The 16,296-nt window shown below is 71.3% G+C and carries 11 protein-coding genes; 7 read left to right on the top strand and 4 right to left on the bottom strand.

Annotation, left to right across the window (positions count from 1 at the left end; translation table 11 throughout):
* The first annotated feature begins 110 nt into the window (after positions 1-110).
* Genes ACAM26_RS12360 through ACAM26_RS12350 form a run of 3 tightly spaced genes read left to right on the top strand, consistent with a single transcriptional unit; the run spans position 111 to position 4,604 of the window.
* Positions 111-1,100 (top strand): VWA domain-containing protein, encoded by a 990-nt coding sequence (locus ACAM26_RS12360; RefSeq protein ID WP_369613785.1) that lies wholly within the window; start codon positions 111-113, stop codon positions 1,098-1,100.
* Positions 1,093-2,868, top strand: coding sequence for a VWA domain-containing protein (locus ACAM26_RS12355; RefSeq protein ID WP_369613784.1), 1,776 nt, complete (start codon positions 1,093-1,095; stop codon positions 2,866-2,868). The genes ACAM26_RS12360 and ACAM26_RS12355 overlap by 8 nt, the downstream gene beginning before the upstream one ends.
* Positions 2,865-4,604, top strand: a complete 1,740-nt coding sequence (locus ACAM26_RS12350; RefSeq protein WP_369613783.1) for a BatD family protein — start codon at positions 2,865-2,867, stop codon at positions 4,602-4,604. Before ACAM26_RS12355 ends, ACAM26_RS12350 begins: the two co-directional genes overlap by 4 nt.
* Before the next feature lie 4 nt (positions 4,605-4,608).
* On the opposite strand, the gene folK is transcribed toward ACAM26_RS12350, so the two are convergent.
* Positions 4,609-5,130, bottom strand: a complete 522-nt coding sequence (folK, locus tag ACAM26_RS12345) for a 2-amino-4-hydroxy-6-hydroxymethyldihydropteridine diphosphokinase (RefSeq protein WP_369613782.1) — start codon at positions 5,128-5,130, stop codon at positions 4,609-4,611.
* A 166-nt stretch (positions 5,131-5,296) separates the two neighbouring features.
* Here folK and ACAM26_RS12340 point away from each other — a divergent pair, with 166 nt between their 5' ends.
* Both ACAM26_RS12340 and ACAM26_RS12335 read left to right on the top strand, forming a co-directional pair.
* The gene (locus ACAM26_RS12340; protein WP_369613781.1) at positions 5,297-7,324 is read left to right on the top strand and encodes a methyl-accepting chemotaxis protein; all 2,028 of its coding nucleotides are present in this window, start codon (positions 5,297-5,299) and stop codon (positions 7,322-7,324) included.
* A 145-nt stretch (positions 7,325-7,469) separates the two neighbouring features.
* Entirely contained in the window at positions 7,470-9,119 is a 1,650-nt protein-coding gene (locus ACAM26_RS12335; protein ID WP_132229449.1) for a sensor domain-containing diguanylate cyclase, read from the top strand.
* A 12-nt stretch (positions 9,120-9,131) separates the two neighbouring features.
* Here the strand turns inward: ACAM26_RS12335 and ACAM26_RS12330 are convergent, their stop codons facing one another.
* Genes ACAM26_RS12330 through ACAM26_RS12320 form a run of 3 tightly spaced genes read right to left on the bottom strand, consistent with a single transcriptional unit; the run spans position 9,132 to position 14,244 of the window.
* On the bottom strand, positions 9,132-11,573 hold the full coding sequence (locus tag ACAM26_RS12330; protein ID WP_369613780.1) for a response regulator: 2,442 nt from the start codon (positions 11,571-11,573) through the stop codon (positions 9,132-9,134).
* A gap of 57 nt (positions 11,574-11,630) precedes the next feature.
* Positions 11,631-13,316 (bottom strand): DNA repair protein RecN, encoded by a 1,686-nt coding sequence (recN, locus tag ACAM26_RS12325; protein ID WP_369613779.1) that lies wholly within the window; start codon positions 13,314-13,316, stop codon positions 11,631-11,633.
* Positions 13,317-13,350: 34 nt separating this feature from the next.
* Entirely contained in the window at positions 13,351-14,244 is an 894-nt protein-coding gene (locus ACAM26_RS12320) for an NAD(+) kinase (protein ID WP_369613778.1), read from the bottom strand.
* 281 nt (positions 14,245-14,525) lie between these two features.
* Here ACAM26_RS12320 and hrcA point away from each other — a divergent pair, with 281 nt between their 5' ends.
* Both hrcA and grpE read left to right on the top strand, forming a co-directional pair.
* The gene (gene hrcA, locus ACAM26_RS12315) at positions 14,526-15,548 is read left to right on the top strand and encodes a heat-inducible transcriptional repressor HrcA (protein WP_338086190.1); all 1,023 of its coding nucleotides are present in this window, start codon (positions 14,526-14,528) and stop codon (positions 15,546-15,548) included.
* An 82-nt stretch (positions 15,549-15,630) separates the two neighbouring features.
* Positions 15,631-16,296 carry a nucleotide exchange factor GrpE gene (gene grpE / locus ACAM26_RS12310; protein ID WP_123141369.1) on the top strand — a complete coding sequence of 222 codons (666 nt, stop codon included), beginning with the start codon at positions 15,631-15,633 and terminating at the stop codon, positions 16,294-16,296.

Genomic DNA, 16,296 nt, shown 5'->3' with positions numbered 1-16,296 from the left:
GGCCGGGCGCTGGTCGAGCAGGCTTATCGCCCGCCGGAGGCGTCAGCGGTCGACGCCGAGGCGCTACTCGGGTTGGTCGAGCGCTGGATCCGCGCCCAGGGGCGCGGACGATGATCTCCCTGGCCTGGCCCTGGGCGCTGCTCGCACTGCCCTTGCCGCTGCTCGCGCGGCGGTTGCCGCCGGCGCGCCGGGCGCCGGGCGCGGCGCTGCGCCTGCCGCCGACGCTGCTGCCCGCGGGGCTGGCCGGCCCGGCGGGCGGGGGCGCGCGACCCTGGCGTTGGCTCGCGCTGCTCGCCTGGGTGCTGCTGGTGCTCGCCAGCGCGCGTCCGCAGTGGGTCGGGGAGCCACTCGGGGTGCCGCGCAGCGGGCGCGACCTGATGCTCGCGGTCGACATCTCCGGCAGCATGGAGGAGCGCGACTATCTGCTCGCAGGCCGTCGGGTGTCGCGTCTGGCGGTGGTACAGCAACTGGCCGGCGACTTCGCGCAGCGGCGCGAGGGCGACCGGCTGGGGCTGATCCTGTTCGGCTCGCGCGCCTATCTGCAGACCCCGCTGACCTTCGACCGCGCCACGGTGGCGACCCTGCTCGCCGAGAGCGTGGTCGGTCTGGCCGGGCGGGAGACGGCGATCGGGGATGCGATCGCGCTGGCGGTGAAGCGGCTGCGCGAGGCGTCTGCGGGCGAGCGGGTGCTGATCCTGCTCACCGACGGCGAGAACACCGTCGGTCACATCGCCCCGCTGGAGGCCGCCGCGCTCGCCGCCGAGGCCGGGGTGCGGGTGCACGTGATCGGGATCGGCGGCGGCGCCGACGGTCGGCTCGGCGGGCTCGGGCTGCGATTGCTGCGCCAGGGGCGCGGCTTCGACCCCGAGACCCTGGAGGCGATCGCCGCGCGCACCGGCGGGCGCTTCTTCGTCGCCGGGGCGAGTGAGGCGCTCGAGGCGGTCTATGACGAGATCGACCGCATCGAGCCCGAGGCGCGCGAGGCGCGCGCGCTGCGCCCGCGGGTGGAGTTGTATCCCTGGCCGGCGGGTGGCGCGCTGTTGCTGGCGCTGCTGATCGCGGCGGCGCGGCTGGGGGCGTGGAGGACGGAGGATGGCTGATTTCCATCTGTTGCGCCCCTGGTGGCTGTTGGCGCTGATCCCGCTGCTGGCGGTGTTGGTCGCGGCGGCGCGGACCCGGGGCGGGGCGGGGCGCTGGCGTGCGCTGGTCGATCCCGAGCTGTTCGAGGCGCTGCTCGTGCCCGGGCACGGCGGGACGCGGCGCTGGCCGCTGGCGCTCGCCGCGCTGGGCGGGATGGTCCTGGTGCTCGCGCTCAGCGGGCCGACCTGGCAGCGCGCGCCGCAGCCGCTGCTCGAGGGCGGGGTGTCGCGGGTGCTGCTGCTCGATCTCTCGCCGAGCATGGGCGCGGCCGACCTCGCGCCCTCGCGGCTGGCGCGCGCGCGCTTCGAGCTGCTCGACCTGCTGCGCGGCCAGCGCGACGGCGCGGTGGCGCTGATCGCGTTCGGCGCCGAGCCCTTCCTGGTCTCGCCGCTGACCACGGATGCGCGCACCATCGCCGCGCAGGTGCCGCTGCTCGAACCCGCTCTGTTGCCGGTCGAGGGCCCGCGCCGCACCGATCTGGCGCTGGCCGAGGCCGGCGCCCTGCTCGATCGCGCCGGGGCGCGCCACGGCGAGGTGGTGCTGCTGACCGATGCCCTCGACGGCCCGGCGGCGGCGCTGGCCGCGGCGCGCGCGTTGCGCGCGGCCGGACACCGGCTCTCGGTGCTGGCGCTGGGTCGTCCCGGCGGCGCGCCGCTGCCGCTGGCCGAGGGCGGGCTGGTCACCGACGCCGAGGGCGCGGTGCGGCTCGCCCCCTTCACCCCGGAGGCGCTGCGCAGCCTCGCCCGGGTCGGTGGCGGGCGCTATCTGGAGGCGCGCGCCGATGGGCGCGACACCGAGCGCCTGCTCGCCCTCGGCGACCCGAGTCCGGGCGAGCACGAGCAACTGGTGGCGCGCTGGCGCGACCAGGGTCCCTGGCTGCTGCTCGCGCTGCTGCCGCTGGCGGCGCTGGCCTTCCGTCGCGGCTGGCTGCTGGTGGTGGCGGTGCTGGTCTGGCCCGCGCCGCCGGCGCGCGCCGACGGCTGGGACTGGCTGTGGTGGCGTCCCGACCAGCAGGGCGCGCGGGCGCTCGCGGCGGGGGACGCCGCCGGCGCGGCCGAGTACTTCCGCGATCCGGCCTGGCGCGCCACCGCGCTGCAGCGCGCCGGTGATCCGGCCGCGGCGCTGGCGGCGCTCGCCGGGGTGCCCGGGGTCGAGGCCGAGTACAACCGGGGCAACGCGCTCGCCCGGCTCGGTCGGCTTGATGAGGCCGCCGCCGCCTATCGCCGGGTGCTCGAGAGCGACCCGGACCATGCCGATGCCCGTCACAACCTCGAACTGGTCGAGACCGCGCGTGAGCGGACGCCGCCCGAGGACGCCGATGAGCCCGGTGATAACGGCGGCTCGGGGGATGACGATTCAGCCGCTGGCGAGCGATCCGGGCGCGAGTCGGACGGGCCGACGGACGCGGCGCCCGCCGCGGAAGACGAGACCACGCCCGACCCCAACGGTGATGAGCCGCCCGCGTCGCGCCCCGATGATTCGCCCTCGACCCGGGATGACGGGGTGGGCGACGATCCCGAGTCCGAGTCCGGTGCCGAGGACGGCGGGACCGGGCGCGGGGCGGGGACCGAGGCGGCGGGCGCGCGCGAGGCCGCCGACGCCGATCTCGGCGACGAGCGCGCCCGCGCCCTCGATGCCCAGCTGCGGCGGGTGCCGGACGATCCCGGCGGGCTGCTGCGTGAACGCTTTCTGTTGCAACACCTGCGTCGGGAGGGACGTCTGCCGTGAGACCCTGGTCGCCTGTTCTGCTCATCCTCCTGCTCGTCGGCTGGTCGCTCGGCGCCCTGGCGCAGTCGGCTGAGCTGCGGCTCGATCTCGATCGCCAGCGCCTGGCGCTCAACGAGACTCTGGTGGCGCGGCTGATCGCCGATGGAGGACTCAAGGGCGAGCCCGATCTGCGTCGGCTGGAGCAGGACTTCGAGGTGCTCGAGCGCAGCCATGCCGAGCAGATGCGGATCATCAACGGCACGATCTCGCGGCTGCGGGTATGGACTCTGGTGCTCGCGCCGCGTCATCCCGGGGTGATCGAGATCGCCCCGATCACGCTCGGCGCGGCGCGCACCGAGCCGCGCCGGGTGGAGGTGGTGGAGGCCGGGGCGCGGCGCGATGCCGAGCCGGGAGCGCCGCCCCTGGCCCGGGTCGAGGCCGAGGTCGAGACCGCCGCCCCCTATGTGCAGCAGGCACTGGTCTATCGGGTGGCGATCCTGCTGCGCGAGCGCCCGCTGCAGGCGGCGCTCTCGGCGCCGCTGGCCGAGGGCGCGATCGTCGAGCCGCTGGGCGAGGACCGGAGTTCCCGCGCGGTGGTCGACGGTGTCGAGTACACCCGGGTCGAGCGCCGTTATCTGCTCATCCCCCAGCACAGCGGGGCGCTGCGGGTCGAGGGGCCGCGGCTCGATGTCATCTTCGCCGCCGCGCCCCGTCCGGGAGCGCTCTATCGCGACTTCCCCAGCCTCTCGGGTTTCGGCGCCGGGGGCGGCGAGCGGCGGCTGGTCGAGCGCGCCGAGACGCTGACCCTGCAGGTGCGAGCGCGCCCGGACGCCGCCGCCGAGCCCTGGTTGCCCGCAAGCGCGGTGCGGTTGCGCGAGGACTGGGCCGAGACCCCGCCGCGCGCGGTGGTCGGCGAGCCGCTGACGCGGGTGCTGACGCTGGAGGTCGAGGGCGCGAGCGCCACCCAGCTCCCCGAGCTGGTGCTGCCCGAGGTCGAGGGCGCGCAGCGCTACCCCGGTCGTCCGCGGGTCGAGGACGGGCTCGCCGCCGGCGAGGTGCGCGCCAGCGCGCGCTACGAGATCGCGCTGATCCCGACCCGCCCGGGTCCGCTGCACCTGCCCGAGGTGCGTCTGGTCTGGTGGGACCTGGTCAACGATCGCCCGCGCGAGGCGGTGATCCCGGCGCGCACCCTGGAGGTCGCGCCGGCGCCCGGCGCGCCGCTGCCCTCGCGCCCGGCCTCGGCGGCCGTTGCCGAGACGGTGGCGGGGGACGAACCGGTCGCGACCGATGAGGGTGGGCGGGGCTCGGCCGGGGCCGGTCCCTGGCCCTGGGTTGCGTTGGTGCTGGGGCTGGGGTGGGCGGCGACGCTGATCTGGCTGTGGTGGCGCCGCCGTGCCGGGGGCGAGGCGCCGGTGGCGCCGCCGAGCGCCTCGGTGGATCTCGGCGCGGCGCGGGCCCGGGTGGAGGCGGCCTGTCGCGCCAACGATCCGCGCGCGGCCCGCGCGGCGCTGCTCGATTGGGGGCGGGCGCGCTGGGGCGCGTCGGCCCCGGCCGGGCCGGTGGAGCTGGGGCGGCGGCTCGGTCGCCCCGGGCTGGGCGCGACCCTGGCCGCGCTCGAGCGTGCGCTCTATGCCCCGACGGGCGAGCCCTGGGACGGGGCGGGCTGCTGGGCGCGGCTTGCGCCGGCGCTGACCGACGCCTCGACCGAGACCGCCCGCGCCACGCCGCTCGCGCCGCTCTATCCCGGCGCGGGCTGAGGGCTCAGGCGGGTTCGGCCAGCCCGTCGGTCTCCGGCCGAGGGATCCGCTCGATGATCTGGCGGTAGCTCACCGCGTCGCGCAACGCCTGCAACGGGCCGAGCGTGGGGTGATGGGCCTCGGGGGCGATCTCGAGCAGCGGGATCAGCATGAAGTCGCGCTGGTGCAGACCGGGGTGGGGGAGTGTCAGGTGCGGCAGCGTCAGCACCCGGTCGCCGTGCAACAGCAGGTCGAGATCGATGGTGCGCGGACCGTTGCGCACCGTGCGATGACGGTTGAGTCGCTGTTCGATCGTCTGGGTGTGTTCGAGCAGGGTCTCGGGATCGAGCGCGGTCTCGACCTCCACCACCAGGTTGATAAATTCAGCCTGGTTCTCAATTCCCCAAGGTCGCGTGCGATACCAGGACGAACGGCGCTTGAGCCGCGTCTGCGGCATTGTCTGGAGCATTTCCAGACTGCATATGATGTTCTGGGTCGGCGCGATGTTCGACCCGATCGAGATGAATGCCTGTAGTTCCGGGGGCATGGTCCGCCTTCCTCTGTCGTGGCCCGAGACAAACGAGCATGGTAGCTCAGCGGCCTGGTTCTGCGTCGCTGTTATGTCCGTGAAAACGGCATCGGGCATGTCGCTATCCGTTTCGTACACAGAACAACCGATCGATAGATTGCTATCGTGACGAGGGCCCGCAGTCATGCTGAACCGATTGACGATGATGCAGAAGTTATTGGTCACCCTGATCCCGGTGACCATCGTGGTATTGCTCGGGGTGATCCTGTTCGTGCGCGACGTGGTGCGCGAGTCGGCCACCGAACAGGCCATCGCGCTCTCCCAGGAGGTCGCGCGTGCCCAGGGCGTGGAGCTGGCCAGCTCGGTGATGGCCGAGCTCGAGGGGGTAACCGCGCTGATGAGCGTGCTCCATGGCCGCGACGAGATCCCGGTTGGGGTGCGTCGCGACTATTTCTCCGGGCTGCTGCAGTCCTATCTGCGCGACCACCAGGAGCTGGTCGGCGCCTGGATGGTCTGGGAGCCCGATGCCTTCGACGGTGAGGACGGACGCTTCGCCGGCACCGAGGCGCACGATGCCACGGGGCGCTTCATCCCCTACTGGTATCGCGACGGCGAGACCATCGGCACCGAGATCCTCGAGGACTACGAGACCCGCGACTATTACCGCCTGGCCAAGCAGAGCGGCAAGACGGTGGTACTCGATCCCTATCTCTATGCGCTCGGCGGCGTCGATCAGCTGCTCACCTCGATCGCGGTGCCGATCCTCGAGCAGGGTCGGGTGGTCGGCGTGGTCGGGGTCGATCTGCTGATCTCCGATCTCCAGGCCCAGGTCGCCAAGATCCGTCCCTTCGACGGTGTGACTGCGCTGTTCAGCGGCACGGGGACGGTCATCGCCCACCCCGACGAACGCCGTCTCGGCAAGGATCTGCGCGAGACCGATACCGACGTGCTCGGCGAGGACATGGGACGCTTCGTCACCGCGCTCGAGCGTGGCGAGTCCTTCGTCACCCAGCGCTGGAGCGACAGCCTCGATGGCGAGGCGCTGGTCATCTCCCAGCCGCTGGCGCTCACCGGCACCGAGCAGCACTGGACCATCGCCATGGCCTTGCCGGTGAGCAAGGTGCTGGCGCACGTCAACGCCATGATCACCAAGGTGGTGCTGATCGGCCTGGTCGGGCTTGCGGTGATGAGCGCGCTGATCGTGCTGCTCAGCCGCAGTCTGGTGCGACCGTTGCGCGGCGTGGTCGGCGCGCTCGAGGACATCGCCAGCGGCGATGGCGACCTCACCCAGCGTCTGCCGGCCGAGGGGCGCGACGAGGTGGCGCAGCTGGCGACCGCCTTCAACGCCTTCGTCACCCGCATCCACGATCTGGTCCGTCAGGTCAGTGGCGCCACCAGCCAGCTCGCCTCGGCCGCCGAGGAGTTGTCGGTGACCAGCGACGGGACGCGTGAACAGGTCCAGCACCAGCATGCCGAGACCGATCAGGTGGCCACCGCGATGAACGAGATGACCGCCACCGTCCAGGAGGTCGCGCGCCATGCCAACGACGCGGCCAAGGCCGCGCGCGAGGCCGATCGCGAGGCCACCGAGGGCGCCGGGGTGGTGCGCGAGACGATCGATGCCATCGGTCTGCTGGCCAACGAGGTCGAGCAGGCCGCCGGGGTCATCCACCGCCTGGAGTCCGACAGCGACGAGATCGGCAAGGTGCTCGACGTGATCCGCGGTATCGCCGAGCAGACCAATCTGCTCGCGCTCAACGCCGCGATCGAGGCCGCGCGCGCCGGCGAGCAGGGACGCGGCTTCGCGGTGGTGGCCGACGAGGTGCGCAACCTCGCCAGTCGCACCCAGACCTCGACCAAGGAGATCCAGGCGATGATCGAGCGCCTGCAGGAGGGGGCCAACAGCGCCGTCGGTGCCATGGAGCAGGGGCGCGTGCGTTCGAGCGAGACGGTCGAGCAGGCCACCCGCGCCGGCCAGTCGCTGACCACCATCGCCGGGGCGATTGCGCAGATCAACGACATGAACACCCAGATCGCCAGTGCCGCCGAGGAGCAGAGTGCGGTGGCCGAGGAGATCGATCGCAATGTCGCCAACATCGCCCAGTCGGTCGACACCACCTCGCAGACCTCGGGTCAGATCGCCGCCTCCAGCGACGAGCTGGCCAAGCTCGCCGCCGAGCTGCAGGAGATGGTCGGCCAGTTCAAGGTCTGAGCCAGGGCGCGGGGCGGTGGCTCTCGCCGTCCCGCGCGCCGCCCGCCGACTGGCACCCGAGGGTGGGGCGGCGTACCATCGCGCCAGTGCCGTGAACCGGTTGGGGCGGCAATGGTGGTCGGGTGTGTGGTAGGACGAGAGCCTGGTGCAAACGGGACAAGATGCTGAACGTGATGGCGGGGGGGAGCGACAGGACCGGCTGATTGCGCACTCGCTGACCCTGTTCTTCGCGATCTTTCTCGCCATCGCCGCGGTGATCGGCGGTCTCGGCGCCATCTTCTACCAGTCCGAGGTCAAGCGCTATCTCGAGAACACCGCCGAGCAGGAGCGCTATCGCATCGAGCTGCTGCGCTATCTCGTCCACGGCACCTTCGACGACGTCATCGGCGACCTCTTCGTCCTCGCCGGTCAGAACGAGCTCGAATGGCTGCTCGTTGATGGCGACACGCAACACCTGCGCTCGGCCATCGCCGACGAATATCTCGCCTTCTCCACCCTCAAGGGGGTCTATGACCAGTTGCGCTTCCTCGATCTCGAGGGGCGTGAGCGGGTGCGGGTCAACTACAACGACGGTGCCCCGGCGGTGGTGCGCAACGCCGATCTCCAGGACAAGCACCATCGCTATTACTTCACCGCCAGCCTGGCGCTGCGCCGCGGGCAGGTCTATGTCTCGCCCTTCGATCTCAACATCGAGCACGGTGGCCTCGAGCGTCCGCTCAAGCCGATGATCCGGCTCGGCACCCCGGTGTTCGATGCCGTCGGCAACAAGCGCGGCGTGGTGCTGATCAACTATCTCGGCGAGCATTTGCTCGATCGTCTGGCCACCGCCGGTGCGGCGATGAGCGGTGAGCTTGCGCTGCTCAACGCCGATGGCTACTGGATGCTCAGCCCGCGCGAGGACGATACCTGGGGCTTCATGATCCCGGAGCGCGCGGCGCGGCGCTTCGACAACGACTATCCGCGCGAGTGGGCCTTGTTGCGCGCGCACGAACAGGGTCAGGTCCATACCGACAACGGGCTGTTCACCTTTGCCGAACTCCATCCGCTGGAGCCGGGACGTCGACTCGGTGTCGGTCATCTCGCGCGCACCGCGCCGGGCACCGAGCGTTATGTCTGGTATCTGGTCTCGCAGGTCCCGGCGGCGGTGATCGAGCATTACACCGGCGGGTTGCTGACGCGGTTGCTGATGCTCGGCGCCGGGGTGTTGCTGGTGATCGCGGTCGGCTCCTGGTACTTGGCGCTCGGCATCATCCGTCGGCGTCTCTACGAGTCGCAGCTGGTGACGCTGGCGCACTACGATCGACTCACCGGGTTGCCCAACCGGACGCTGTTCTTCGACCGGCTCGAACGGCTCCACGAGAGCGCGATGCGTTACGGGCGGCGCTACGGCCTGCTCTATCTCGATCTCGACGGCTTCAAGCAGGTCAACGACACCTTCGGCCATCATGCCGGCGACCGGCTGCTCGAGCAGGTTGCGGTGTTGTTGCGCCAGGGGGTGCGTCGCGCCGATACCGTCGCTCGGCTCGGCGGCGACGAGTTCGCCATCCTGCTCTCCGAGGTCGGTGACGCCGATACCGCGCACCAGTTCGGCAACAAGCTGATCACGCTGATCGGTGATGCCGAGCAGCTGCACTCTCAGGGGGTGCGAGTCGGGGCCAGCGCCGGGATCGCCATCTATCCCGATCACGCCAGCTCACCTGAGCTGTTGGTGCGCCGCGCCGATCAGGCGATGTACGCGGCGAAGAAACGGGGCAAGAACAAGTGCGTGGTGTGCCGGCGGCTGGTGCTGTCCTGAGCCTGCGGCCGTTCAGCCCTCGCGGGTGCGCCGCACCCAGCCGGTGAGGGTGTTGTAGAGCTCCTTGAGCCCGAGCGGCTTGCTCAGATAGTCGTCCATCCCGGCATCGAGACACTGCTCGCGATCACCGGGCATCGCCAGCGCGGTCAGGGCGATGATCGGGGTGCGCCGCAGCGCCTGCGCCTCGCGCAGCCGTCGGGTGGTCTCGAGCCCGTCCATGCCGGGGATCTGCACGTCCATCAGGATCACGTCCGGTCGGCGCTCGCGCGCGAGCGCCAGCGCCGCCTTGCCGCTACGGGCGGTGGCGACCGCGCAGCCGCGGATGCGCAGATAGGTGGCGATCATCTCCTGGTTGCTCTCGTTGTCCTCGACCAGCAGCACCTGGACCTGGCCGAGCGCGTCTGCCTCCGCGGTCTCGTCGTCGCCCGCGGCGTGGCTCCCGGGCTCGTCGCCGGCCTCCTGCGCGGCCGGATCCCAGGGCAGCACGATGTCGAAGCGGCTGCCCGCGCCGGGCTCGCTCTCGACCTCGATGCGTCCGTGGTGCAACTCGGCCATGCCCGCGGCGAGCGCCAGCCCCAGCCCGCTGCCGTCGTACTGGCGCGAGGGCCGGCTGTCGAGCTGGACGAAGGGCTGGAAGAGGCGCTCGCGCTGCTCCGGGGCGATGCCGACACCGGTGTCCCAGACACAGACATGGACCTCGCCCCGGGGGGCGTCGGCGCGCACCTCGAGCCCGATGCGCCCGCCCTCCGGGGTGAACTTGACGGCGTTGCCGAGGAGGTTGACCAGCATCTGCTTGAGCCGCCGGCTGTCGCCCTGGACCAGCCGCACCGCCGGGTCGATGTCGGTGGCGATGGCGATCGACTTGCGCTTGGCCGCCGGGCCGATCAGCCGCAGGCTCGCCTCCCACAGCTGGTTGACCGGGATCTGGTCCCAGCGCAGCTGCATCTGCCCCGAGGCCACCCGCGACATGTCGAGGATGTCGTTGATCAGTTCGAGGAGATGGGCGCCGTTCTCATGGATGGTGTGAATGGCGCGCGCCTGCTGCGCGGTGAGCGGCCCGAGCAGGGTGTCGCCGATGGTCTCGGAGAGTCCGAGGATGGAGGTCAGCGGGGTGCGCAGCTCGTGGCTCATCGCGGCGAGGAACTCGTCCTTGGCGCGGGCGCTGCGCGCCAGCTCGACGTTGGCGCGATCGAGTTCGGCGGTGCGCTCGCGCACCCGCTCGGCAAGCAGCGCGCGCTCCTCGGCGAGCGCCTGATGGGCGTTGCGCAGCGCCTGCTCGGCGCGCTTGCGCGCGGAGATGTCGGCGAAGGTGACCACCGCGCCGACCAGGCTGCCGTCGCGATAGATCGGGTTGGCGTGGTACTCGACCGGGATGCTGGTGCCGTCGGCGCGCCAGAACACCTCGTCGTCGACCCGCGCCGGGGTGCCGTCGCGGTGGGTGCGCGCGGCCTTGCAGTCGCAGGCTGCATAGGGGCTGGCATCGACGCGCGAGTGGTGCAGGGTGCGGTGCATGTCGCGTCCGTGCAGCGCTTGCGGCGAGTCGTAGCCGAGCATGCGCGCGCCGGCGGGGTTGCAGAAGGTGCAGCGGCCCTGGGTGTCGACGCCGTAGATGCCCTCGCCGGTGGACTCGAGCAGCAGGCGGAAGCGCGCCTCGCTCTGGCGCAGGTGCTCCTGGGAGTTGGCGAGATTCTCCTGCATGTGCTTGAGGGCATGGAGCATCTGTGCGTGCTCGTCGTTGCCGCTGACCTGGATCTGGGTGGAGAAGTCGCCGGCGCTCACCCGCCGCGCGATCGCCGTTGCGGTGGCGATGGGCTGGCCGATGGTGCGATCGAGCAGCCAGATCAGCGCCGCCACGGCCACGCTCATCACCCCGAGCACCAGCGCCAGCACCTTGAACTCGGCGGCGCGTGTCTGGCGGTCGATGGCGGCGATCTGGATGCGCTCGTGGGCGCGCGCCTCGGCCACCAGACGATCGATCAACTCGGTCGGCTCGCGGTCGATGCCGCGCACGTCGCGGTCGACGCTGAGCTGGGCGGCGGGGTCCTCCGCGCGATAGTGATCGAGCGCGTCGCGATAGGCCGAGCCGAGGCGCAGGTGGGCGGCGAGGAAGCGCTCGGCGCTGGCGCGCACCCGCGGGTCGTGGTCGCGCAGCAGCTCGAGCAGCCGGGCGACGGCGGCACGGGTCTCGACCTCTTCTTGCTCGAACTGTGCCAGATAGCGCTGGTAGAGCTCGGGGTCCTGGCCGCGCAGCAGGATGTTCTTCCACTCCTGCACCTGGGTCTTGAAACTGACCTGGGCGGTGAGCGCGGTGGTGACGATCTGCGAGCTGCGGGCGCGGATCTCGGACTCGCGATCGGCGGCCTGTTTGTGGAGATGGAAACCGTAGAGTCCGACGGCGAGATCGACGATGAGGATGGCGATGAGTCCGCCGGCGAAGCGTGTGCGTACGTTCATGTGCGGTTCGTCGGGGCGCCGGGTGGCGCCCGTGCGATGGCGACCTCTGGGCGGGTTTCAGGATGGAGGCGTGGCGGCGGCGCGGTCGAGCATCTCGCTGGCGTGGTCGCGGGTGCGGCGGGTGATCTCGGTGCCGCCGAGCATGCGCGCGATCTCCTCGATGCGCGCCGAGTCGTCGAGCGGATCGATCCGGGTGTGGGTCTCGCCCTCGCGCCGCTCCTTGCGCACCCGCAGCTGGCGGTGGGCCTGGGCGGCGACCTGGGGCAGGTGGGTGACGCAGAGCACCTGGCGCTCGGCGCCGAGACGGCGCAGCAGCCGACCGACGATCTCGGCCACGCCGCCGCCGATGCCGACATCGACCTCGTCGAAGACCAGCGTGGGGATGCGCCCGCAGGCGGCGGTGGCGACCTGGATGGCCAGGCCGATGCGCGAGAGTTCGCCGCCGGAGGCGACCCGGGCGAGCGGCTGCAGCGGCTGGCCGGGGTTGGCGCTGACCATGAAGGTGATCCGTTCCAGCCCGCCGGCTGCGGCGCGCTCGGTGGGCAGGGGTTCGAGCGCGACGGCGAAGCGCCCGCCGGCCATGCCGAGCTCGCCCATCGCCGTGCTCAGGGTCTCCTCGAGACGCGTGGCGGCGGCGGTGCGCGCCTCGCCCAGTGCCTCGGCGCCCTGGAGATAGCGCCCCCAGGCCGCCTCGCGCGCCTCGGCCAGCCCGGCGAGCGCGACCGAGGCCTGTTCGAGCGCGTCGAGTTCGGCGCGGCGCTCGGCGAGGTATTCGGGCAGCTGGGCGGGAAAGATGCGATGCTTGCGCGCCAGCGCCTGGAGCTGTTCGAGCCGGGCCTCGACCGTGGCCAGGGCGTCGGGGTCGAGCTCCAGCCCGTCGAGATAGTGACGCAGCGCCGCGGCCGCCTCGCCGGCATGGATGCTCGCCGTCTCCAACAGTTCGCGGGCCTCGCCGAGCGCGGGGTCGATGGCGGCGAGATCCTCGATCTCGGCGAGGGTGGCGGCGAGCTGATCGCAGATCGTCGGTTCGCCCTCGGCCAGTGCCTGGAGTACGGTGGCGGTGCCGCTCTGGAGCTGTTCGAGATGGCTGAGACGACGCTGCTCGCCGTCGAGCTGTTCGAGCTCCGCGGCATCGATCGCCGCCGCCTCCAACTCCTCGACCTGGAAGCGCAGCAGCTCGAGGCGCTCGGCGCGGCTCTGCGCCTCCTGCTCGGCGCGCTCGAGGGCGCGGGCGTGGTCGCGATAGGCGCGGAAGTCGGCGGCGACCTGCTCGGCGAGCGCGCGGTGGCCGCCGTAGGCGTCGAGCAGGTCGCGCTGGGCCTCGGCGCGCAGCAGCGACTGGTGGGCGTGCTGGCCGTGGATGTCGACCAGCAGCTCGCCGAGTTCGCGCAGTTGCGCGGCGGTGGTGGGGTGGCCGTTGACATAGGCGCGCGAGCGCCCCTTGGCCACCAGCAGGCGGCGCAGGATGCAGGCGTCCTCGTCGCCCTCGAGCTGGTGGGCGCGCAGCCAGTCGCGCGCGGCTGGGTTGGCGCCGAGATCGAAGCCGGCGACGATCTCGGCGCGCGTGCAACCGGGACGGATCATCGTCGTTTCGGCCTTGTCGCCGAGGGCCAGCCCGAGCGCGTCGATGAGGATCGACTTGCCGGCGCCGGTCTCGCCGGTGAGCGCGCTCATCGCGGCCTCGAACTCCAGCTCGACGGCGCTGACGATGGCCAGGTCCCGGACCATGAGATGGGTCAACATGCCGCGCAGCCTCCGTGCTCGGTGGGGTGTCCGTTCATGCCCGCCGGGTCTGGGTACGTCCGCCCCAGCCGAGCTTGGCGCGGAGGATCTGGTAGTGGTCCTGTCCGAGCGGGTGGAGCAGGGTGGCGCGCTCGGGGTGGCGGGTGATCTCGATCGTTGCCCCGGGCGGCAGCTGCAGCTCGTCCTGGCCGTCGCAGGTGATCTGCACGTGTCCCAACTCGAGCGGGCCGACGCGCACCTCGATGTGCCGCTCGGCGGGCAGCACCAGCGGGCGGTGGGCGAGGTCGTGAGGGCAGATCGGCACCAGCACGATGGCCTCGAGTCCGGGATCGATCAGCGGGCCGCCGCCGGAGAGGGCGTAGGCGGTCGAACCGGTGGGGGTGGCGATGATCAGCCCGTCGGAGCGCTGGGCGTTGACGAAGACGCCGTCGACATAGGTCTCGAACTCGATCATCCGCGCGGTGTTCCACTTGTGGATGACCACGTCGTTGAGCGCGCAGGCGCGGCGCGGCGGGGCCTGGTCGCAGCGGATGCGCGCCTCGAGCATGGCGCGCGAGTCGGTCTTGTACTCACCCTCGAGGATGCGCTCGAGCACCGAGCCGATCTCCTCGGGCGAGACGTCGGCGAGGAAGCCGAGGCGCCCGAGGTTGATCCCGACCAGGGGCACGTCGTGCGCGGCCAGTGCGCGCGCGGCGTGCAGCAGGGTGCCGTCGCCGCCGACCACGATCACCAGGTCGCAGCGCTCGCCGAGCTCGTCGAGCGGGCGGGCGGCGCCGACGGGGGCATCGAGCAGATGGGCGCTCTCGGCGTCGAGCAACACCTCGAGCGCGTGCGCGCGCAGATAGGCGCAGAGGGTGCGAAGGGTGCTGCGTGCCTTGTCGGGGTCGCCTTGCTTGCCGATGATGCCGATGGTCTGGAAATGCGCCATGGAGTTCTGTGTGGGGTTGGGGACGGCAGGACCGATAAACGTTAGCATGGGCGGCCAGACACGCCAATAGGCGTCCGGGGGCAGCCTTGACAGGGTAGGAGCAAATCCCTAAATTCCTGTGTTAGCACTCTCTGACGGTGAGTGCTAACGGGGTCGACCCCCCTGATGTCCGCCGCCGCGAGGCGGGCGTGAGGTGAAGGTCGACGATGGTCCATCCGCGCGATCCAGTGATGTAGGCGGCTGAAACCTTGGCAGGCGAGACGCGACAGTTCGATTCCCCGGTGAGCGAGCGGGCGCTGCTGTTCCTGAAGGCGTTGGTCGAGCGCTACATCAGGGACGGCCAGCCGGTCGGCTCCCGGACCCTGGCCAAGGATACCGGCCTCGACCTCAGTCCGGCGACGGTGCGCAACGTGATGGCCGACCTCGAGGACCTGGGGCTGCTGGTCTCGCCCCACACCTCGGCCGGGCGGGTGCCGACGGCGGCCGGGTATCGGCTGTTCGTCGATTCGCTGCTCACGGTCAGTCCGCCCTCGGAGCGCGACATCGCCTCGCTGCGCAGTACCTTCGTGCCGGGGATGGACGCCAAGTCGCTGGTCGAGACCGCCTCCAACCTGCTCTCCGGGGTCACCCATCTGGCCGGGGTGGTGATGCTGCCGCGCCACGAGCGCAACGCCTTTCGCCAGATCGAGCTGGTGCCGCTGTCCGACTCGCGGGTGCTGGCGATCCTCATCACCACCGAGGGTGAGGTCCACAACCGCATCATCAACACCGATCGCCGTTTCTCGCCCGCGCAGCTCGAGCAGTCGGCCAACTATCTCAATCAGATGTTCACCGGACAGGACATCAACGAGGTGCGCCGGCGGCTGCTCGAGGATCTCAAGCGTACCCACGAGAACATGGACCAGTTGATGATGCACGCGGCGGTGCTCGCTCACCGCGTGGTGGAGGATGCCGACCGCAAGGACGACTGCTACATCGCCGGGCAGACCAACCTGATGGAGTTCGGCGAGCTCTCCAGCATGGATCGGCTCAAGCAGCTGTTCGAGGCCTTCAACGAGAAGCGCGAGATCCTCCACATTCTCGATCGCTGCATCGCCGCCGACGGGGTGCAGATCTTCATCGGCGAGGAGTCGGGCTACGCGCTGCTCGACGACTGCAGCGTGGTCTCCACCACCTATCGGGTCGAGGGTGAGGTGGTCGGCGTGCTGGGGGTGATCGGCCCGACCCGCATGGACTACCAGCGGGTGATCCCGATCGTCGATGTCACGGCGCGGCTGCTGGCTGCGGCGTTGCGTCAGAATTAGCGCGGAACCAGGTTTCATCACGCGCTGCCATGTCTATGTCCGACGTGGTGGCGCGGTCGTTTACGGAATTTCGGAGGTCACAATGAACCCAGAGCAGAAGCGCCCCGAGCAACAGCCCGAGCAGCAGGGCCAGGGCGACGAGGCGGTCAATCGCGCCGCCGTCTCGGCCTACGCCGAGGCCTCGGCCGAGGTCGAGACGCCGGTCGAGGACAGCGCCCCCGAGGGCGAGCAGCAGGTCGCCCCCGACGAGCCGGCGGCGCCGAGCGCCGAGGAGCTGGGCGCGGCGCTGGCCGAGGCGGCCGAGGCGCGCGCCGAGGCCGAGAGGCTGCGCGAGCAACTGCTGCGCGCCCACGCCGAGGGCGAGAATCTCAAGCGGCGTCACGCCAACGAGCTGGAGAAGGCGCACAAGTTCGCCCTCGACGGCTTCGTGCGCGAGCTGCTGGGGGTGCGCGACAGTCTCGAACTGGGGCATCAGGCGGCGCAGGATGAGGGCGCCGATGTCGCCAAGCTGCGCGAGGGCACCGAGCTGACGCTGAAGTTGCTCGGCGACGTGATGGACAAGTTCGGGGTGGCGCAGGTCGACCCGATCGATCAGCCCTTCGACCCCGAGTTCCATCAGGCGATGTCGATGCAGCCGCGCGAGGATGTCGCGCCGAACACCGTGGTGGGGGTGATCCAGAAGGGCTACATGCTCAATGGCCGCCTGGTGCGCCCGGCGCTGGTGCTGGTCTCCCAGCAGCCCGCCTGA

The sequence above is a fragment of the Marichromatium sp. PS1 genome (assembly GCF_041155115.1).
In the GTDB taxonomy this organism is placed as follows: domain Bacteria; phylum Pseudomonadota; class Gammaproteobacteria; order Chromatiales; family Chromatiaceae; genus Marichromatium; species Marichromatium gracile.
Note: the sequence above shows the minus strand (reverse complement) of the source record. Positions and strands in the feature narration are given on the sequence as shown.

Excerpts from the sequence above, each read along its gene's own strand:
- ACAM26_RS12360 (WP_369613785.1), top strand. The coding sequence starts at position 111 with ATGATCTCCCTGGCCTGGCCCTGGGCGCTGCTCGCACTGCCCTTGCCG.
- grpE (WP_123141369.1), top strand. The coding sequence starts at position 15,631 with ATGAACCCAGAGCAGAAGCGCCCCGAGCAACAGCCCGAGCAGCAGGGC.
- ACAM26_RS12355 (WP_369613784.1), top strand. The coding sequence starts at position 1,093 with ATGGCTGATTTCCATCTGTTGCGCCCCTGGTGGCTGTTGGCGCTGATC.
- ACAM26_RS12320 (WP_369613778.1), bottom strand. The coding sequence starts at position 14,244 with ATGGCGCATTTCCAGACCATCGGCATCATCGGCAAGCAAGGCGACCCC.
- ACAM26_RS12340 (WP_369613781.1), top strand. The coding sequence starts at position 5,297 with ATGCTGAACCGATTGACGATGATGCAGAAGTTATTGGTCACCCTGATC.
- ACAM26_RS12330 (WP_369613780.1), bottom strand. The coding sequence starts at position 11,573 with ATGAACGTACGCACACGCTTCGCCGGCGGACTCATCGCCATCCTCATC.
- recN (WP_369613779.1), bottom strand. The coding sequence starts at position 13,316 with ATGTTGACCCATCTCATGGTCCGGGACCTGGCCATCGTCAGCGCCGTC.
- folK (WP_369613782.1), bottom strand. The coding sequence starts at position 5,130 with ATGCCCCCGGAACTACAGGCATTCATCTCGATCGGGTCGAACATCGCG.